The following is a 17,262-nucleotide window of genomic DNA, read 5'->3' as shown; positions in this document are numbered from 1 at the left end:
GGTTCGATCTGATAGACGCTGCGCGCGAACTCGGCGATGGCATCGCTCATCGCCTCGGGTTGTTCGGGGGCCATCGTGTGCCCCGCATCGGGAACAACGGCGGTGGTCACCCGGTCACCCAGCATCGGCTTGAAGACGTTGGGTACGACGACGGTGTCGTACTGTGCCTGCAGATCGAGGATCGGGACCGAGCCGCCGGCGAAGTAGGCATCGACGGGGGTTTCATTGCCCGATCCGTCGATTGCCAGATCTCACCAGCGCGCCCGTTCCCCCACTCATGAACGGGGCGAACGGGCGTCACATGCTGGAGAGCGGTGCGGAGGGTTGCGGGGTCAACGAACTTTCTGCGCGCGGTGCCGGAGATGCTGAACACCACTGACCGCGAGCGCGGTAGCCAACACCAGATACAGGGTGATGGTGATGGGACTGTCGACGAGGATGCCGAGGCTGCCTTCGGACACCGCCAGCGCCCGCCGCAGTTCCGTTTCGGCCATCGGCCCGAGGATCACCGCGATCAGGACCGGGGCCAGGGGAATGTTGAAGCGGCGCATGATGACACCGATCAACCCGATGCCCACCAGCAACCACAGGTCGATGACGGACGAGCTGATGGCGTAGACCCCGAGCATGGAGAACACGGTGATGCCGGCGTAGAGGTAGTGCCGGGGGATCGTCAAGAGTTTCGCCCAGACCCCTGCGAACGGCATATTGATCAGGACCAGAATGACCAGACCGATGAACAGCGAAGCCAGCAGGGTCCAGACGAGGTCGCCGCTACGCTCGAACAGCAGCGGGCCGGGCTGCATACCGTATTGCTGGAACGCGGCGAGCATGATGGCCGCCGTCGCCGAGGTCGGCAGACCCAGTGCCAGCAGTGCGCCCATCGCAGTACCCGCGGTCGCATTCGCTGCGGCCTCCGGAGCCGCCAGTCCCCGGATGGAACCGGTGGTGCCGAACTCGGTGTCGTTGTTCCGCTTGGCCAGGTGCTTTTCGGTGCCGTAGGCCATGAAGGTCGGCACCTCGGAACCGCCGGCCGGGATGAGGCCGAAGGGCGCCCCGAACGCCGTGCCGCGCAGCCAGGCGGGCAGCGCCCGGCGGAAGTCGGCGAGGGTGAGCCAGGCTCTACCGCTGGTCGGTGTCCGGGTGGCGACGGGGTCCCGATGAATGCGGGTGCAGACGTAGAAGACCTCGCCGAGGGCGAGCAGGCCGACGGTGATGACGACAACCGAGATTCCGTCGAACAGTTGTGGCATGCCAAGTGTGAAGCGGGCGGTACCACTCGGGCCGTCGATTCCGACCAGGGCGAGGGCAAGACCGATTCCGAGGGCGGCCAGACCGCGGATGACCGATTCGGATACCACCGCCGAGATGGCGAGGAACGCGAAGACCGCCAGGGCGAAGTACTCGGCCGGCCCGAAGACCGTGGCAAGTCGGACCAGGGTCGGGGCGAAGAACACCACCATCGTGGTGGCGATCATGCCGCCGATGAACGCCCCGATGGCGGCGGTCGCCAGAGCCTTGGCGGCCCGGCCGCTGCGGGCCATTCGGTGTCCCTCGAAGGTGGAGGCGATCGCCGAGGAGTTCCCGGGGGTGTTGAGAAGGATCCCGGACGTGGAGTCGCCGAAGAGGCCGCCGAAGTAGATGCCGGCGAACATGATGAACGCTGCGGTCGGTTCCAGGGAAAAGGTCACCGGCAGCAGCAAGGCGACGGCCATCGACGAGCCGAGGCCGGGCAGGACGCCCACGGCCGTGCCCAGAAGCGCCCCGATCAGCACCCACAGCAGGTTCATCGGAGTCAGGGCCTGCGCGAAACCCTCGAACAGCAACGGAAGCTGATCCATCAGAACATTCCTCCCACGAACCCGGACGGCAGCGGCAATCCCAGACCGGCACTGAATGCGAGCTGGATGACGGACGAGAACAACAGCGCGACACCGATGTCGAACACCGGGCGCGTACTGCCCAGGGCCCGGGCCACCACCCAGAACAACAATGCGGCGCAGAGGATCCACCCCACCGGGTTGAGCAGGACGATGAACACGATGGCGGCACCGAGCACCTGCGCGAAAGTGCGCCAGTCCGAGTACGTCTTCCAGCGCGGCGACATCGGTGTGGGCCTGGCGTCGGTGCGCTCGTCGCCGACGTCACCGAGGTCGCGGAGCATCTCGGCGGAGAAGTCGCCGTGTCCGGGATGCGGTTCGGCATCGGGCACGCGGGGGTGCCGCAGGATATCGACGGCCAGCGCGGTGGCTGTCGCGTACAGCAGTGCGCAGACGATGATGGGGAAGAATTGCGGTCCGGGGGCGGCGGTGCCGAGGACGTGCATGGAGACGGTGCCGATGGTGAAGCAGATGGCCAGCACGTAGAGCAGTGCGACGACCACGAATTCGCTGCGACCGGTCCAGAATCGTCGTCGCTGCGGAGTGCTGGTCGACGGGACGGGGCTGTGGGTGATACTCATTGTCCGAGGTCCTCGATGATGTCTTGGGCACGTGCGACCTCGAGTTCGATGAACTGCGCGAACTCGGTGTCGGTCGAGAAGGTGTCGGTCCAGTTGTTGCGGGCGATGGCCTCCCGCCATTGCGGTGAGTTCCGCATCTCGGTGACGATGTCGATGAGTTCTCGTTTGGCCTCAGCGGTGACGCCGGGGGCTGCAACGACCCCCAACCAGTTCGACATGGCCACATCCACGCCCTGTTCCCGGAACGTCGGCAGGTCGATTCCGTCGATGTGCTCGGGTGCGGAGATGGCCAGGGCACGCAAGGTACCGGCTTCGATCTGGTCACTGACCTCGTTGTAGCCGGACACTCCGGCCGTGGTGACGTGGGAGAGCAGTGCGGACAAGGCCTCTCCTCCTCCGGAATAGGGGATGTAGTTGACCTCTCGCGGATCGATGCCGGTTCGCTTGGCGAGCAAACCGCTCAGGATATGGTCGATGGAGCCGAGGGAGCCACCACTGACCGAGGTACCGCCAGGGTCGCGCCGCCACGCGGCGATGAAGTCGTCGAGGGTCTGAATCGGCGAGTCCGCGGGGACGACAAGGGCCGCGTAGTAGTCGGCCATGCGGGCGATCGGCACGACGTCGGCAAGCGACTCGGGATTGTCCGACAGTTCCACCGCGCCCACCATTACCCCGCCGGTGACCATCAGGGCATCCTCGCGGCCCGGATTCTGGACGAACTGGCTCAATCCGATGGTGCCGCCCGCACCGGGGACGTTGACGACCTGGGGATTGTTCACCGTTCCTTGACTGCGCAGTGCTTGCTGGGCCTCCCGGGCGAAGCCGTCCCACTGTCCTCCGGGGGCGGCAGGGGCCACCAGGGTGAGTTTGCTTCGTGCGGTGGCCGTTCCTCCCGAGCCGGCGGCGTTGACGAAGGCGAGGACGGTGATTGCGGCGACCAGGATGCCGAACAGGACGGTAGGGAGCGGCTTCATGGCGGGTCCTCTCCCCGGACGCGTCCGAGGTCGGCGGTGCTCGTCGGTCGGCGAGGTGCGTGCAGCGCGCGGCATGGCTAGCGACCGGTGCCGTACAGGCGGCGGGCGAAGTCGGCGACCGCTTCGCTCATCGCGGCGGGCTGCTCGGGCGCCAGTGCATGCCCGGCGTCGGGGATGACGGACACGGTGACGCGCTCGCCGAGCAACGGTTTGAAGATGTCGGGCACGACGACGGCGTCGAATTGGGCTTGCAGGTCGAGCATGGGGACCGTGCCACCGGCGAAGTAGGCGTCGACCGGGGTTACGTTGCGCGCGTGTGCTTGCGCGCGGTGGGTCTCGGGGAACCACCCGGTCAGCCACGGCCGGGGGTCGTGGCCGGGAGCGAAGAACGCCTGCTGCAGGTAGCGCAGGCGCTGCGCTTCCGGCAGCGACAGATCGCCGGCCCCGTCGATGGCCTCGCGCAACCTGCTGTAGGGCTTCTCGGTGGACTCGGGAGGTAGTTTGCCGGCCGATGCCGCGGCCATGACCAGCCCGGCGCACCAGGTCCGGCTGGTCCTGCGCCAGCATGCGCGCGGGCTGGCTGCCCCAGGCGTGACCGACGATGACCGCGGGCCCGGCCTGCTCGTGGTCGAGAACAGCCGCGACATCCGCCGCGAAGGCGTGCATATCGAGGTGGTCCATCGGCCCCTTACTCGCACCGATCCCGCGCGGTTGGGGGCGAAGAACCCGAAAACCGGCAGCCGTGAGGCGGGGTGCGACGTGGTCGTAGTCCTCGGCTGCGCGACCGAGGGACGGCAGGATGACGATCACGGGACCGTTGCCCTGGCTCAGGGTTTCTATCTGAACATCGTTGTAGGCGATGATCGTTCGTTCCACCTCCGCCGAGGTGCCGGCGGCCGATGCAGGTGTTGCCGTTGACGGCGCGGTCGCTGCGGCACGCAGTGGGCCGGGGGGATGATCGCTCGGGTTCACGGGATTCCCTTCATGCCGAATCGGCAGGTGTCGAGTTCTGGGGTGGGCGAGAGGAGAGATGTCCGGGGCCCACACGGCAGACGAGGGTGAAGCGGACTCACCGGCCGCTGAAATGTTCGTCAGACGTACATCCGTACGACTGGCGTATACGCTAAACGTGCTCCACGACACTGTCAACACCTCACCATGACTGTCATCACTGTACGTTGACCTGCTCCGACTTGATCTTGTGCGCTGCGGTCGATGCTCGGCGAGTGTTGACAGAGATTCACGCCACTCCGTATCGTCGTGAACGTCTTACGTACAAATGTACGTCCTGCGAACAAATGGACTTCGATATGTCTGGCTCGACCCCCGCGGCACCCGCGAAACGCCCGTCGCTCTTGCGCAAGGCCTTCACCACCCACCTGTACGTCACCGTCCTGGGCTCGATCGTCCTGGGCGCGGTTGTCGGGCTGATCTGGCCGAACGTGGGTACCGCCCTGCAACCGCTCGGTGACGGCTGGATCTCGTTGATCCGCATGCTCATCGGACCGGTGGTCTTCTGCGCGATCGTGACCGGCATCGCCTCGGCCGGCCAGCTCGCCGGAGTCGGTCGCATCGGCCTCAAGGCACTCGTCTACTTCGAGGTCGTCACGACGATCGCCCTGATCGTCGGCCTCGTCGTGGTGGACGTGATCAAACCCGGCGCCGGCGTCAACGCCGACCCGGACGACCTGGCGATCACCGGATCGGCGGAGAAATACATCTCCACCGCCGAGAACACGCACTGGTACTCGTTCCTGATCAACATCATTCCCGACACCGTGGTCAGCGCCTTCACCGGACACAGCATCCTGCAGGTGCTGCTCGTCGCGCTGCTGTTCGCGATCTCCCTGCGCGCGGTCGGTGCCCCGGCCGCACAGGTGGTCAAGGGAATCAAGATCGTCGGCGACATCTTCTTCGACATGGTCCGGCTGGTGCTGTACTTGGCACCGATCGGCGCCTTCGGTGCGATGGCCTACGCCACCGGTGCCTACGGCTGGTCCACCCTACAGAGCCTGGCCTCGCTGGTCGTGACGTTCTGGGTCACCGGAATCCTGTTCTGCCTGAGCGTCTTCGGCATCATCTGCCGGATGGCAGGCATCCGGGTGCTGCGCCTGTACAGCTACTTCAAGCCCGAGATCCTGGTGACCCTGGGAACCTCGAACTACGAGGCCGTCATGCCGCAGCTGATGGAAAAACTCATCAAGATCGGCTGCCCGCCCCGCATCGTCAACCTGGTCGTTCCCGCCGGATACGCCTTCAACTCCGACGGCGTCTGCCTCTACCTCGGGTTCTCCTCGTTGTTCCTGGCCCAGGCCTTCGGCATCGACATGAGTCTGACTCAGCAACTCGCCCTGCTCGCCGTCTTCCTCATCACCTCCAAGGGTGCGGCCGGGGTGGCCGGCGCAGGATTCGTCATCCTCGCCGCGACCTTGCCCACCACCGGGGTCATCCCGGTCGCCGGCATCATGCTCATCCTCGGCGTCGACCGCTTCATGTCCACCATGCGCGGCCTGGTCAGCCTGTCCGGGCAGATGCTCGGCAGCATCGTCGTCAGCCGCTGGGAGAAGCAGTTCGATCCCACCTACGCCACCGGGGTCATGAAAGGGCACACCACCCCGGCCGTGATCGACGCCGAACCGGCCATCGCCCCAAAAGAATTCGCCGCGAACTAACGCGCCGACCCCGACAGAACACCGATCGACCAAAGGACGAATAATCGTGGCAAGAGTCGTACCCGCGACGGGTACCGGAGAAGTCGCCGACCGAGTGCGCGCCCGCCGCGGCGGCAACCTCACCCCGCTCGACGAGGCGTTGCTGCACAGCGAGCCCTTCGCCGACGGTTGGAACACCCTGCTCGGTGCGGTCCGCAGCAACATGGACCTGCCGGGCGAATTGCGGGAGTTGGCGATCTGCCGAGTCGCCGACCTCAACGGCGCCGAGTACGAGTGGCGCGCACACGCCCCACTGGCACTGCGTGAGGGAATGTCCGCAGAACAGGTCGCCGCCCTACGGGAAGGCGCCGACGCAACACCGCTCACCCCACGACAGCTGCTGGTCCGCGACTACACCGATGCGATGACCCGGACGGTGTCGGTCGACGACGAACTCAGCGACCGACTGCACTCGGAACTGGGCACCCAGCAGTTCGTCGAACTCACCGGAACCATCGCCGCTTACAACATGGTGTCGAGGTTCCTCGTCGCCCTCCACGTCGGACAGCAACGACAGACCGAAGAAAGTGAAGTAACAGCATGAGTGCACGCCTGCAGGGCAAAGTCGCGATCGTCACCGGAGCCGGCAGCGTCGGCCCAGGCTGGGGCAACGGCCGGGCAGCTGCCGTCCGCTTCGCCGAAGAGGGCGCACGCGTCTTCGCCGTCGACCTCAACCGCGACGCCCTCGACGAAACCGTCGCCCGCTTCGACGGCCCCGACGGCGCCATCGTCCCGTTCCAGTGCGACGTCACCGACACCGACGCAGTGCGCGCCATGGTCGACGAATGCCGCAAAACACTCGGATCCATCGACGTCTTGGTCAACAACGTCGGCGGATCCCGCGCCGGGGGACCGGTGGAGATGAGCGAGGAGGACTGGAACCGTCAACTCGAATTCAACCTCACCACCACCTTTCTGACCTGCAAGCATGTGCTCCCGCACATGAAGGAAGCCGGGTCGGGCGCCATCGTCAACACCGCCTCCACCTCCGGCATCCGCTGGACCGGCGCCGCCCAGTCCGCCTACGCGGCCTCCAAGGCCGGCGTCATCGCCTTCACCCGCTCGATCGCCGTGCAGCACGCCCCGCTCGGCATCCGCGCGAACACCGTCGTTCCCGGCCAGCTGCACACCCCGATGGTCGAGGTCCGGCTCGCGGGCCAGCGGACCGGGGGAGACGTCGACAAACTCCTCGAGCAGCGCGTGGCCCGGATCCCGCTCGGCTTCATGGGCGACGGCCGCGACACCGCGAACGTCGCGCTGTTCCTCGCTTCGGACGAGGCACGGTTCATCACCGCCACCGAGATCGTCGTCGACGGCGGCATGTCCGCCCGCTGCGACTGACGACCCCGCCCGTCGCCCGACAGGAGATCCCATGACACTCAGACCCGAACCCACCATCCCCGGACCACTCGTACACCCCACACCGCCGACCTTCCGGCCCCCGCCGGGATCGTGTGACAGCCACTGCCACGTCTTCGGCCCGGCCGCGACGTTCCCCTTCGCCCCCGACCGCACCTTCACCCCACCCGACGTCCCCGAAGCCGCACTGGCACGGTTGCACAGGACGCTCGGGATCGACCGCGCGGTCATCGTCCAATCCGCCTCGCACGGAAGCGATCACGCGGTGCTGATCGATGCGCTGCGCACCGGCGGCGGCCGCTACCGCGGTGTCGCGCTGATCGGACTCGACACCCCGCGCAGCGAACTCGACCGACTGCACGCCGAGGGTGTGCGCGGGATCCGGCTGCAATTCATGCCGCACCTCGGGGCGGCACCGACGGACGAGGAGATTCTGCGGTACGCCGACCTGGTCGAGCCGCTCGGATGGCACGTCGAAATCCACGTCGCGGGCACCGGAGCCGTCGACCGCTTCGATGTCATCACCAAGATTCCCACCCGAGTGGTGATCGACCACCTCGGCCGGGTGGACTTGAACGACGGACTCCACAGCCCACCCGTGCAGGCACTGCGCCGACTGCTCGACACCGGCGTCGTCTGGCTCAAACTCAGCGGCACCTACCGCGTCACCCTCACCGGTGCGCCCTACGACGACGCCAACGCGCTCGCCGCATCCTTGGCGGCACACGCCCCCGAGCGGGTCGTGTGGGGGACCGACTTCCCCCACCCCAATCTGCACGGCCCGATGCCCGACGACGGGATTCTCCTCGACGGCATCCCGGACATCGCTCCCGACGAGAAAAACCGACACAAACTCCTGGTCGGCAACCCGACCGAACTGTTCGACTTCGCCTGACAACCAGCACCGTCCGAAATCAATACGGGCGCAGATCCTTTGCAGGGTCTGCGCCCGTATCGATGCGTCAGCCCGAGGCGGTGTGATGCCGCGAAAAGCGGCTGTGGCTCGAGATGGTTTCCGCGGTATGCAACAATTGCGGGACCACCTCCTCTTCCAGAGACTGCACCGTCACCCGTGCCGCATTGGCAGAGACGTTCAGCGCCATGATCGGGCGGCCCTGATGGTCGTGCACGGGCACGGCCGCCGAGCGCACCCCTTCCTCCCGCTCGCCGTCGATGATCGCGAAACCCTGCTTGCGGACGCGGGCCAGTTCCTCACGCAGCTCGTCCGGATCGCAGATCGTCGTGGGAGTCAATCGTCGTAGTTCGGTGCTCGCGAGATACTCGTCCAGCGCTTGCGGCGACAACGAGGCCAACAGCACCCGGCCCAGCGACGTGGGATACGCCGGAAGCCGTGCTCCCACGGTCAACGTGATCGTCATCGACCGGGCCGCGGGAACGCGGGCAACGTACACGATGTCGGGAGCATCCAGGACCGCCAAAGACACCGATTCGCGCACCGAATCGGCGAGATCCCGCATATAGGGCATCGCGTGATCCCACACCGGCGTCGACGACAGGTAGGCGTACCCGAGGCGCATCATCTGCGGCGTCAGAACAAACGTCTTGTTCTCCGCGGGCTGTGCGAAGCCCAGCCGCACCAACGTCAGCAGGATCCGCCGTACCGTGGGCCGGGTCAGCCCGGTCAGCGCCGACGCCTCCGAAATGGTGAGGGCGGGATTCTCGGCGCTGAACGCCTCGATCACCTGAAACGCCTTGCTGACCGACTCGATGTAGTCCGGATCGTCTCTCGGCATCTGCCTGTGCTCCTCCTCGCGTACGCACCCCGGTCGCACGCCGCTGCAGTCTCTGAGCACGCTGGGCACGGCCGAAACCCATCCTAACGTCCACTCGGCCGGTGCCCTCGACGCAACGCTGCCACCGGCCCCATCCCCAAAGGATGTGGCAGGTGGCAGCTGGCTGAAGAAGTTCGTCAGCTTCGTGCAGGCACCGCTACGGACTCGGTGGCCGCGGAGGCGCCGGCGGCCGGGATCCGACGAACGAGAGCGTCGAGCGCAACCACACCCGCGCCTGCGGCACAGATCGACAACGGGTTCACCTCGGCCTCGAGGACGTCGGGATCGTCGATCGCCAGCCGGGACAGGCCGACAATGGTCTCCGCCAGGGCCGCGACGTCACCCTCGGGCAGACCCCGGTATCCGGTGACGACCGACAGCCCCTTGACCTCGTCGATCATCTCCCGCGCGGTCGCGGCGTCCACCGGCGCCAACCGCACCGCCGAATCGGCGAAGATCTCGGCGAGCACGCCACCGGTCGACAGCACCACCATCGGCCCGACATCGGGCGAGACCCGGTACCCCACGAGAGCGTCGGCCAGACCCCGCGGTGCCATCTTTTGAACGAGCACCCGGTCGACCACCACGCCCGAGTCGTACCTGGCGACGTTGGCAACGATCTCCCGGGCCGCGCGCCGCACACCCTCGGGGTCGGCGACCCCGAGTGCCACACCGCCGGCATCGCTCTTGTGCGGCACCTTGTCCGAGAGCACTTTCACGACAACCGGATAGCCGAACGGAAGCGCGAGGTCGCCGTCGAGGTCGTCGACGGACACCGCCACCGACGGCGCGAACGCCACACCCTGGCGCGTCAGCAGATCCGCCGACGCTTTCTCGTCGAGGACTTCGGTGTTCGCGGCCGCATCGACGGCGAATCGAGCACCCTCACCGATGGTCGCCGACACGCGAGTGAACGCCGCCGCCACTACATCGGCGCACGACTCCGGAGTCCGGAACGCCGGAACACCGGAACGATTGAGGAGTTTGGCGGCCTCGGGCGCCTCGGGCAACGCGAACGCCACCACCGGGACCTCGTGCTCCCCGCTCTCGGAAATCGCCTGCACGGCCAGTTCCGGGTTCAAACGGGCGGAAGAACCGATGACGAAGACGATCAGATCGAACTCTCCGCTGTCCTGGAGCAACCGCAGGGCCGTGGTCACCACGTCGTGCCGGGCGCCTGCCAGGCCCAGGTCCGCGATCAAGCTGTGGGGGATCGGCGCGCCGGCCGCCACCATGTCGGCGACCAGTTGCTCACTCGGACCGGCGATCGTCATCCCTCGAATCGCCAACTGGTCCACCATGATCGCCGCACCGCCACCGGTGGTGGTGACGACACCGATCCGCGGTGTCCGCGGCTGGTCGGCCGTCCCGACCCGCCCGAGCAGAGCAGGCGCCTCGACCAGCGACTCGAAGTTGCTCACCCGCGCGAAACCGCAGGCCCGGAAGAACGCCTCCGACTCGCTGTCCTCACCGGCCAGCGCACCGGTGTGTGACACCGACAGTGCGGCAGCCTCTTCCGAACGGCCCAGCTTGTACACCGCAACCGGCTTACCGGCCTTCTGGGCGGCATGCGCGAACGACGCCAGGTCCTCGGAATGGCGCAGCGATTCGAGGAACAACGCATACGAGGTCACTCCGGGATCGTCGAAGGTGGCCTCGCAGATCGAGCCCAACGACAGGTCGGCCTCGCCGCCGGTCGACACCAGGCCGGCGAACCCGATTCCCCGACCGCGAGCCCGGCTGACCAGGGACCCGATCACGCTGCCGGACTGCGATGCCACGAAGATGCCGCCCTTCGGGATGTCTGGTTCGCCGAACGCGGCGTTACCCGTGAGCATCACACCGTTGCGGGGATTGACCACGCCCAGGCTGCTCGGACCCACGACCCGCACGGTGCCTTCCGCCGCAGCGGCCCGCAGGCGATCTTCCCGCTCCTGCCCCTCCGGGCCTTCCTCGGCGAAACCGGAAGAGAGCACCGTCGCCACGGCGACGCCCAGGCTCGCGCACTCGCGGACCGCCTCGATCGCGGCCTCCGCGCCGGTCATGATGTACACGTGCTCGGGAACCTCCGGCAGCGCAGACAAGCTCGGCCACGCCTTCACCCCCTGCACCGTCTCCCGCCGCGAATTGACGAAATAGGCCTGCCCCTCATATCCGGCCTGTGCCAGGAACTGCTGCGGCCGGGCCGTCGTCTTCGACGGATCATCCGAGGCGCCCACAATGGCCACACTCTTGGGCGCGAGCAGCGGTCGCGCGATAGCCGAATCTGACTGCTTCTGCATAACTGTCAACTCCTGTGCAGCGAATAGTGCGAAAGGGGTGATACACCCCAGGCCCGAAGCGGCACAGCGACCGGATTCGGAGTGCGCCGAATCACCGGCCTCCGTGCCTTGTGACCATAGTTACATACTCTATAGAGTACTGTCTATGGAGACAGGAACCAGCGGTCGACCAGCCGATGAGAACCCGACCGACCCCACCGATTGCTTAAGCGGCGACGACTCATCGATCCGCGGCATGGTGAACACGACCCCACTCGCCGACCGACTGACGCTGACTGCGCTCGCTACGGATCGCTTCATCGGACATCCACCAGACGGTTTCGATCAACGAGTCTTCGGCGGACACCTAATGGCCCAGGCGCTTCTCGCGGCCGCGGAAACCGTCGATCACTCCCGGCAAGCCAATTCCCTGCACGCATACTTCCTCCGCGCCGGCCACGCAGGGGAGCCGATCGACTATTCCGTCACCCGCATCCGCGACGGCAGATCCATCTCCGTCCGATCCGTCACCGCGCGCCAAGGCGAAAAAGAACTCATGACCCTCCAAACATCGTTCACCGAAGCGCGGCCTCTCAGCGACGTGATAGCCACCAAACCCCCGGCATCACCTCATCCGGAAACCGTGCAACCACTGCATCAGCGCCACGGCGATCCAGACTCCCCGCCGGATGGCATCAACTGGCCGACACGCACTCGGTGGTGGACAGGATCGAGGCCCCTGGACGTGCGATACATCGACGACACCGATGACGCGTCGACACGGCGATTCTGGTTCCGCGCCGAACCCCTCGGACCCGGGGCCTCACAAAACCTGCACCGGGCGATAATGGCGTTCGCCTCCGATCGATCGTTGCTTCCGGTGATCGCGAAAGCTCGGGGCGACCTGCGCCGCTCAGGCGAACAACGGGTCGCCAGCGTCGACCACGCGTTGTGGTTCCACCGCGACGTCCGAGCCGGGCAGTGGCTGCAGTACGTGCAAGACAGCCCTCACAGCGCATCGCGCGGACTCGGCACCGCCCGAGGACTGATCTACACCTCGGGCGGCGAGCTCGTTGCTTCCGTGGTCCAGCAAGGCTTCCGGCAGTAGTCAACCTTGCTGTCACCGATCTCGGGAAGGGTTCGGTTGTTTCATCGATCGCCATCCGCCGGACCTGAGTTGACGTAGGTCCGTTATCGGTCACTCAGGAAGTATTGTTTGGCAGCGCATTTGGCGGACGGCTCGGGTCCAGCCGCTGAGCCCGGGCTGGAAGCACTATGTGCTTTCACGAGGTTCATTGTTGCGCGCAGCGCCGGTGCATGCTCGGAGGAACCCAATGAACGATGCGAGCTCGGGACAGATTGCGGTCGCGTTGCTCACGATTGCACCACCGGGTTGTTCCCGTGGTCAGGACCCGCTGCCCGTTCGGGCCCCTATGAGGGCCCCCTGGTGGCCGCGGACTTCCTCGCCGTGGGCGGGGGAGGCCACCCAGCTGCTGTCGGACTGCAGTACCCAGCACCGGGTCCTCGGATCCAAGGCCGAATCGAACAGGTCGCCCAATTGTGCGGTGAGTCGGGGATCCTTCGCCTGGACTCCGGCCTCCACCCGGCGGTCGAGGATGCGGTGCATCATACGGCCTGCTCGAACAGTGTTGCACTGTAATAGAACACGGGAGTCGAGAAAACGAAGGGTACGCCGTAGGTGGCGCCTTCCCGGTCGCCGAGGGTGCGCGTCGTTGGGGCGTTAGAGTGCTTCGCGCCGTCGAAATTCTTCGGCACCTCATCTTTGCCGACGAGGTCGTCGAGCGAATGGGCGCCGAGCTGGTGGGTCGTGAAGTCCAGGTCGCTGAATCCGAGCTGCGCGACGTCCGGTGGCGATCCGGCCACGGTCTGGCTCTGGATACTCGAGATCGTGTCGGTCTCCGGGTTCGGGCTGTTGCCCTGCGGCTTCCGCGGTGACGTGGATGTTTCGGATTCTGCTTGGTGAAAGTCGTCGATCAGGGCGTTGAAGGTGTCGGTCCACGCTCCCGCCATACCGTAGTTGTAGCCTTCGAACACGATCGACACGTTCTGGTCCGGAGCGAGTTCCGGCACCGGATCGGTGCTGCTCGCCGAGGGATCCGTGGTTGTGGTGCCGACTCCGCCGCAGGCGGTCAGGTCCAACGCGCTGGTCACCAGCACGCCCTAGCCCGGGCAGGGTCTTCCTCACTGTCGTTCTTCTGTTGTTCGTGTGTGGGGCCCGTCAACTGTGCAGGTGCTCATGCGACCGACAGCGAGGCATCGTGTGGCAATGCCCGTGCTCGTGAGGAACGTGCCAGACCAGCCGGTGGCCGGTCTCGGAGTCGGACAGTTGAATGTCCTCGGGGCCGACACTCAACGCGGCGTCGTCGCCGACCTGCGCGGCAACTGGGCGTGGAGCGGGGACGCGAATGACGGTGCCGCCCACGGTGACGTGCAGGATCTCTTCGCTGCCCAGGTTCTCCGAGGCGGCCCGACGACGGACTCTCGATGCCGGCGATCAGACGCAGCAGCGTCGACTTCCCGCACCCGCTCGGGCTGAGAAGAATCATGAAGTCTCCGTCGGCGATGTCCAGGTCGACATCACGCACCACCCGCGCCGTGCCGAACTGCTTCGACACACCTTCGAGCCTGATCCGCGCCACCCGCATCTCCTCGGTTGTTCCGTATTTCCCGGAGAAACCACAGCAGTCAGGGGTGACCGTGCGGTGAACGCCGCACGCGAACCCCCGACCCGGGCCTACGCAGCGACGATAGGAGGAGTGGGCCCACGCGATAGGAAACTTCTCACGCCTGCTTCGCGGGGGTGATGGTCTAATCCGTCGAACGCGGCGAATAGGATTGCAGTTCAGTCATCTCCGAATGGCAATCCCGCGCTGACTGGATGAGTTCTGCTCGCGAGTCGAGGTGAGGGTCGAAAGCGGTAGGGGTCCCGCACCGCCGTCGCGCGCAGGTTGATCGTTCGACGATCCGCTCCGGCGATGCACTTCGTCACAGATTCGCTCGCGCCAGTAGTTGCATCCAACGTGTCGCGCACTGCCGATCGGGAGTGGTAGGCGCCGGCGTGCGGTGAGTTTTGCCCACGTCAGCGGCCCGGCCGGCGGTGTGAGCAGGGTCTCGGTTTGGGCGGGATCCGCCGAGTACGAGGCGAACCGGTTACTTCGTTGCGGTTTGACCCCATCGCCGAGTTCGGGCGGATGATCTCCCGGGAGGCCATCGAAGAGGTCGTGTGCTCCGCGCACAGCCACTTCGCGGACCGGAAGGTACGCGGCTTCGTGCCCCTGCTCGTCGAGCGGGCTGCCCGCGAGAAGATCCGGGAACTGGTGACGTCGTAGGCGTGGTCGCGTCGGGTCGCCATCCACGATCGAGATGGCGACCCGACGTGTTTCACCGAAACCTGTTCGGGTTCACTCTCAGTTGAGCTTCTGCGGCACACCGTAGGTCATGACGGTGTCGCCGTTGGCTGTGACGGCCTTCGCATACGGCCGGATGGTGACCGGTCCGATCGCTCCGGAGATGGAACCGTGAACGCCCTGCATCCGCACCAGCGCCTCGGGTCCGTCGAACTCCTGACCCTCGAGCAGCGGGACCTCGGTGATACCGCCCGGCTCCAGGTCGATGTCCAGTTCCTGCGACGGGATGATGTCACCCGCCAGCTCCACGTTGGTCCCCGCGCTCAGATCCAGCGTGAAGTCGGGGATAAGCCCCAGGTCGATGCCGGTGTCCGACCCGATCGCGAACCCCAGGCCGGGCGAATTGAGGACGATGGTCGCACCTGCCAGCGCAACCGGGTAGCCGATCTGGTATCCGACGGTCAGTTGTGTGCCCTCGAATTCCGCGGCGTCGGGGCCGCTGATGTTCACCCCGGCGTATCCGTTGTGGAAGAACTCGACGCTGGTCGGTACGCCGTCGAGCGGCGGAACGACCTGATACTGCGTGTCGCCCTGCAGGACCTCGATGCGGTTGCCGTCCGCGTCGATGACGGAACTGGAGTTGTCGACACCGGCCGCGGCGGTGCCGTTACCCATCACCATGGCAAGTACGGCGATACCTGCGACCGCCGCCAGGCGGGTGAAGGATCTGTGTCCGGGTGGAGCTGTGCTGATGTTCGTCATGCCGATCCCCATTCAGTACGTACTGCAACCGATACGAAAAAGCATGCGAAGCGTAACCATTCAAGCCCCTCGCCGTCTTCGTGTTGTTCAGAAGTTCACGAGCGTTTCGTGCGGTCCGCCACCGCTGACCTGGTTGTTCGTGGCACGATGGGCCGGTCGACGACGGCGAGCGTGCGGGGCAGGTCAGTCGTAGCGCGCGCCGGGCGTTCGACCACCGAGACTCCCGAGAACGTTCACCCAGCGCAGCAGCCCGGAATAGCTGCTGATCAGCGCATTCCGAGGATTCGGCGGACGGGACCGCGTTTGCGCGTCTTCGTGATCGTCGTCGCCAGGCCGATGCGGCGGCCGGTGAGTGGATCGGTGGCGGGAGGACCGCCGAACCCGGATTCGGACGCGGTCTCTGGTGCGGCGTCGCGGGTGTCGGTGAGGTACTTGTCGGGAAGCGAGAGTTTCGCGATGGTCCGCCACGACTTCCAGTACTGCACCGCGAGCGGGCCGGTCGTGTACGGCAGGTCGTACTTGTCACATAGCTGCTTCACGCGGATCGAGATCTCGTGGTAGCGGTTGGAGGGCAGGTCCGGGAAAATATGGTGCTCGATCTGGTAGCTCAGGTTGCCGGTCATGAAGTCCATGACGGGGCCGCCCGAGATGTTGGCGGAACCGAGCATCTGCCGCAGGTACCACTGGGCGTGCGTCTCGTTGTCGACGTCGGTCTTGGTGAATTTCTCGGCGCCGTCCGGGAAGTGGCCGCAGAAGATTACGGCGTTGGTCCACAGGTTGCGGACGAGGTTGGCGGTCGCGTTCGCCTTTGCGGTGGACTTCCATGCCTTGCCCGTCAGTGCCGGGTACACGACATAGTCCTTGAGTGTCTGCCTGCCGAGCTTGGCGAGCACTTCCTTGCCGCGCGTCTTGGTGAGTTCACGGTCGTCCCGGCCTCGGGTCACTTTGCCCAGTTCGAGCAATTGGATGGCGAGGCCGTATTGGAACAGCGCCGCGAGAATCGCGTTGTAGGCGAGGTTGCCGAGGTAGAAGGGCTTCCAGCGCTGGTCACGGGTGACGCGGAGCAGGCCGAAGCCCACGTCGTCGTCCATGCCGAGGACGTTGGTGTATTTGTGGTGCGCGTAGTTGTGGGTGATCTTCCAGTGCGCCGACGGATCGGCGTTGTCCCATTCCCAGTTCACGGAGTGCACCTCGGGATCGTTCATCCAGTCCCATTGCCCGTGCATCACGTTGTGCCCGAGCTCCATGTTCTCGATGATCTTCGACAACGAGAGCATCCCGGTGCCCAGCACCCACAGCGAGCGCTTGCGGGAACCGACGAGCACCGCCCGGCCGCCGAGTTCCAGGCCGCGTTGCAGCCGGATGGTGTTGCGGAGGTACCGGGCGTCGCGTGCACCGCGGGATTCCTCGATGTCTCGTCGGATCGCATCCAGGTCGCGGCCGATGGCCTCGACGTCGGCGCGTGTCAGGTGTGCATATTCCTCGATGTCCGATATCGCCATGCACCTACGGTACCGTAAGTTACGGTCCCGTAGGTTACGGGCGAGTATTTTATGATGCGAATCACTTCGAC

Annotated in this window: 16 protein-coding genes and 2 pseudogenes; 6 read left to right on the top strand and 12 right to left on the bottom strand. The window is 65.9% G+C overall.

Annotated features, from left to right (window positions below):
- Nucleotides 1–332: 332 nt before the first annotated feature.
- From ACLIVD_RS21995 to ACLIVD_RS21975, 5 genes and pseudogenes are all read right to left on the bottom strand, one after another.
- Nucleotides 333–1,841, bottom strand: coding sequence for a tripartite tricarboxylate transporter permease (locus tag ACLIVD_RS21995; protein ID WP_491930658.1), 1,509 nt, complete (start codon nt 1,839–1,841; stop codon nt 333–335).
- A complete protein-coding gene (locus ACLIVD_RS21990) occupies nt 1,841–2,461 on the bottom strand; it encodes a tripartite tricarboxylate transporter TctB family protein (RefSeq protein ID WP_491930657.1) in 621 nt (206 codons plus the stop codon). Before ACLIVD_RS21990 ends, ACLIVD_RS21995 begins: the two co-directional genes overlap by 1 nt.
- A complete protein-coding gene (locus ACLIVD_RS21985) occupies nt 2,458–3,435 on the bottom strand; it encodes a Bug family tripartite tricarboxylate transporter substrate binding protein (RefSeq protein WP_491932913.1) in 978 nt (325 codons plus the stop codon). Before ACLIVD_RS21985 ends, ACLIVD_RS21990 begins: the two co-directional genes overlap by 4 nt.
- A gap of 77 nt (nt 3,436–3,512) precedes the next feature.
- Nucleotides 3,513–3,959, bottom strand: a complete 447-nt coding sequence (locus ACLIVD_RS21980) for an alpha/beta fold hydrolase (protein ID WP_491932977.1) — start codon at nt 3,957–3,959, stop codon at nt 3,513–3,515.
- A gap of 67 nt (nt 3,960–4,026) precedes the next feature.
- A pseudogene (locus tag ACLIVD_RS21975) lies at nt 4,027–4,245 on the bottom strand (alpha/beta fold hydrolase); the annotation flags it as partial.
- 500 nt (nt 4,246–4,745) lie between these two features.
- Here ACLIVD_RS21975 and ACLIVD_RS21970 point away from each other — a divergent pair.
- Genes ACLIVD_RS21970 through ACLIVD_RS21955 form a run of 4 tightly spaced genes read left to right on the top strand, consistent with a single transcriptional unit; the run spans nt 4,746 to nt 8,400 of the window.
- On the top strand, nt 4,746–6,107 hold the full coding sequence (locus ACLIVD_RS21970; protein WP_491930656.1) for a cation:dicarboxylate symporter family transporter: 1,362 nt from the start codon (nt 4,746–4,748) through the stop codon (nt 6,105–6,107).
- Nucleotides 6,108–6,153: 46 nt separating this feature from the next.
- Entirely contained in the window at nt 6,154–6,690 is a 537-nt protein-coding gene (locus tag ACLIVD_RS21965; protein ID WP_491930655.1) for a carboxymuconolactone decarboxylase family protein, read from the top strand.
- The gene (locus tag ACLIVD_RS21960; protein ID WP_491930654.1) at nt 6,687–7,487 is read left to right on the top strand and encodes an SDR family NAD(P)-dependent oxidoreductase; all 801 of its coding nucleotides are present in this window, start codon (nt 6,687–6,689) and stop codon (nt 7,485–7,487) included. Before ACLIVD_RS21965 ends, ACLIVD_RS21960 begins: the two co-directional genes overlap by 4 nt.
- 31 nt (nt 7,488–7,518) lie before the next feature.
- A complete protein-coding gene (locus ACLIVD_RS21955) occupies nt 7,519–8,400 on the top strand; it encodes an amidohydrolase family protein (RefSeq protein ID WP_491930652.1) in 882 nt (293 codons plus the stop codon).
- A 67-nt stretch (nt 8,401–8,467) separates the two neighbouring features.
- Here the strand turns inward: ACLIVD_RS21955 and ACLIVD_RS21950 are convergent, their stop codons facing one another.
- Both ACLIVD_RS21950 and ACLIVD_RS21945 read right to left on the bottom strand, forming a co-directional pair.
- Nucleotides 8,468–9,259, bottom strand: a complete 792-nt coding sequence (locus ACLIVD_RS21950) for an IclR family transcriptional regulator domain-containing protein (RefSeq protein WP_491930651.1) — start codon at nt 9,257–9,259, stop codon at nt 8,468–8,470.
- 176 nt (nt 9,260–9,435) lie between these two features.
- Nucleotides 9,436–11,580 carry an acetate--CoA ligase family protein gene (locus tag ACLIVD_RS21945; protein ID WP_491930650.1) on the bottom strand — a complete coding sequence of 715 codons (2,145 nt, stop codon included), beginning with the start codon at nt 11,578–11,580 and terminating at the stop codon, nt 9,436–9,438.
- Nucleotides 11,581–11,725: 145 nt separating this feature from the next.
- Here ACLIVD_RS21945 and ACLIVD_RS21940 point away from each other — a divergent pair, with 145 nt between their 5' ends.
- Nucleotides 11,726–12,667 carry an acyl-CoA thioesterase gene (locus tag ACLIVD_RS21940; protein ID WP_491930649.1) on the top strand — a complete coding sequence of 314 codons (942 nt, stop codon included), beginning with the start codon at nt 11,726–11,728 and terminating at the stop codon, nt 12,665–12,667.
- A gap of 297 nt (nt 12,668–12,964) precedes the next feature.
- On the opposite strand, the pseudogene ACLIVD_RS21935 reads toward ACLIVD_RS21940, so the two are convergent.
- The 3 genes and pseudogenes from ACLIVD_RS21935 to ACLIVD_RS21925 form a co-directional block, all read right to left on the bottom strand.
- A pseudogene (locus ACLIVD_RS21935) lies at nt 12,965–13,189 on the bottom strand (RNA degradosome polyphosphate kinase); the annotation flags it as partial.
- The gene (locus ACLIVD_RS21930) at nt 13,186–13,623 is read right to left on the bottom strand and encodes an extracellular solute-binding protein (RefSeq protein WP_491930648.1); all 438 of its coding nucleotides are present in this window, start codon (nt 13,621–13,623) and stop codon (nt 13,186–13,188) included. The pseudogene ACLIVD_RS21935 and the gene ACLIVD_RS21930, both read right to left, overlap by 4 nt.
- Nucleotides 13,624–13,814: 191 nt before the next feature.
- Nucleotides 13,815–14,126 carry an ATP-binding cassette domain-containing protein gene (locus ACLIVD_RS21925; protein WP_491932912.1) on the bottom strand — a complete coding sequence of 104 codons (312 nt, stop codon included), beginning with the start codon at nt 14,124–14,126 and terminating at the stop codon, nt 13,815–13,817.
- 612 nt (nt 14,127–14,738) lie between these two features.
- Here ACLIVD_RS21925 and ACLIVD_RS21920 point away from each other — a divergent pair.
- On the top strand, nt 14,739–14,909 hold the full coding sequence (locus tag ACLIVD_RS21920; protein ID WP_491930647.1) for a three-helix bundle dimerization domain-containing protein: 171 nt from the start codon (nt 14,739–14,741) through the stop codon (nt 14,907–14,909).
- A gap of 78 nt (nt 14,910–14,987) precedes the next feature.
- Here ACLIVD_RS21920 and ACLIVD_RS21915 read toward each other — a convergent pair whose 3' ends face one another.
- Both ACLIVD_RS21915 and ACLIVD_RS21910 read right to left on the bottom strand, forming a co-directional pair.
- On the bottom strand, nt 14,988–15,689 hold the full coding sequence (locus ACLIVD_RS21915; protein ID WP_280780176.1) for an MspA family porin: 702 nt from the start codon (nt 15,687–15,689) through the stop codon (nt 14,988–14,990).
- 266 nt (nt 15,690–15,955) lie between these two features.
- The gene (locus ACLIVD_RS21910; RefSeq protein WP_491930646.1) at nt 15,956–17,191 is read right to left on the bottom strand and encodes a fatty acid desaturase family protein; all 1,236 of its coding nucleotides are present in this window, start codon (nt 17,189–17,191) and stop codon (nt 15,956–15,958) included.
- Nucleotides 17,192–17,262: the final 71 nt, after the last annotated feature.

The organism is Rhodococcus sp. G6(2025), from assembly GCF_058628105.1.
This window is presented reverse-complemented; position numbering and strand designations above follow the sequence as displayed.

Coding starts and splice junctions, on each gene's coding strand:
- ACLIVD_RS21995 (WP_491930658.1), bottom strand. CDS start 1,841: ATGGATCAGCTTCCGTTGCTGTTCGAGGGTTTCGCGCAGGCCCTGACT.
- ACLIVD_RS21990 (WP_491930657.1), bottom strand. CDS start 2,461: ATGAGTATCACCCACAGCCCCGTCCCGTCGACCAGCACTCCGCAGCGA.
- ACLIVD_RS21985 (WP_491932913.1), bottom strand. CDS start 3,435: ATGAAGCCGCTCCCTACCGTCCTGTTCGGCATCCTGGTCGCCGCAATC.
- ACLIVD_RS21980 (WP_491932977.1), bottom strand. CDS start 3,959: ATGGCCGCGGCATCGGCCGGCAAACTACCTCCCGAGTCCACCGAGAAG.
- ACLIVD_RS21970 (WP_491930656.1), top strand. CDS start 4,746: ATGTCTGGCTCGACCCCCGCGGCACCCGCGAAACGCCCGTCGCTCTTG.
- ACLIVD_RS21960 (WP_491930654.1), top strand. CDS start 6,687: ATGAGTGCACGCCTGCAGGGCAAAGTCGCGATCGTCACCGGAGCCGGC.
- ACLIVD_RS21955 (WP_491930652.1), top strand. CDS start 7,519: ATGACACTCAGACCCGAACCCACCATCCCCGGACCACTCGTACACCCC.
- ACLIVD_RS21950 (WP_491930651.1), bottom strand. CDS start 9,259: ATGCCGAGAGACGATCCGGACTACATCGAGTCGGTCAGCAAGGCGTTT.
- ACLIVD_RS21945 (WP_491930650.1), bottom strand. CDS start 11,580: ATGCAGAAGCAGTCAGATTCGGCTATCGCGCGACCGCTGCTCGCGCCC.
- ACLIVD_RS21940 (WP_491930649.1), top strand. CDS start 11,726: ATGGAGACAGGAACCAGCGGTCGACCAGCCGATGAGAACCCGACCGAC.
- ACLIVD_RS21925 (WP_491932912.1), bottom strand. CDS start 14,126: ATGATTCTTCTCAGCCCGAGCGGGTGCGGGAAGTCGACGCTGCTGCGT.
- ACLIVD_RS21915 (WP_280780176.1), bottom strand. CDS start 15,689: ATGACGAACATCAGCACAGCTCCACCCGGACACAGATCCTTCACCCGC.
- ACLIVD_RS21910 (WP_491930646.1), bottom strand. CDS start 17,191: ATGGCGATATCGGACATCGAGGAATATGCACACCTGACACGCGCCGAC.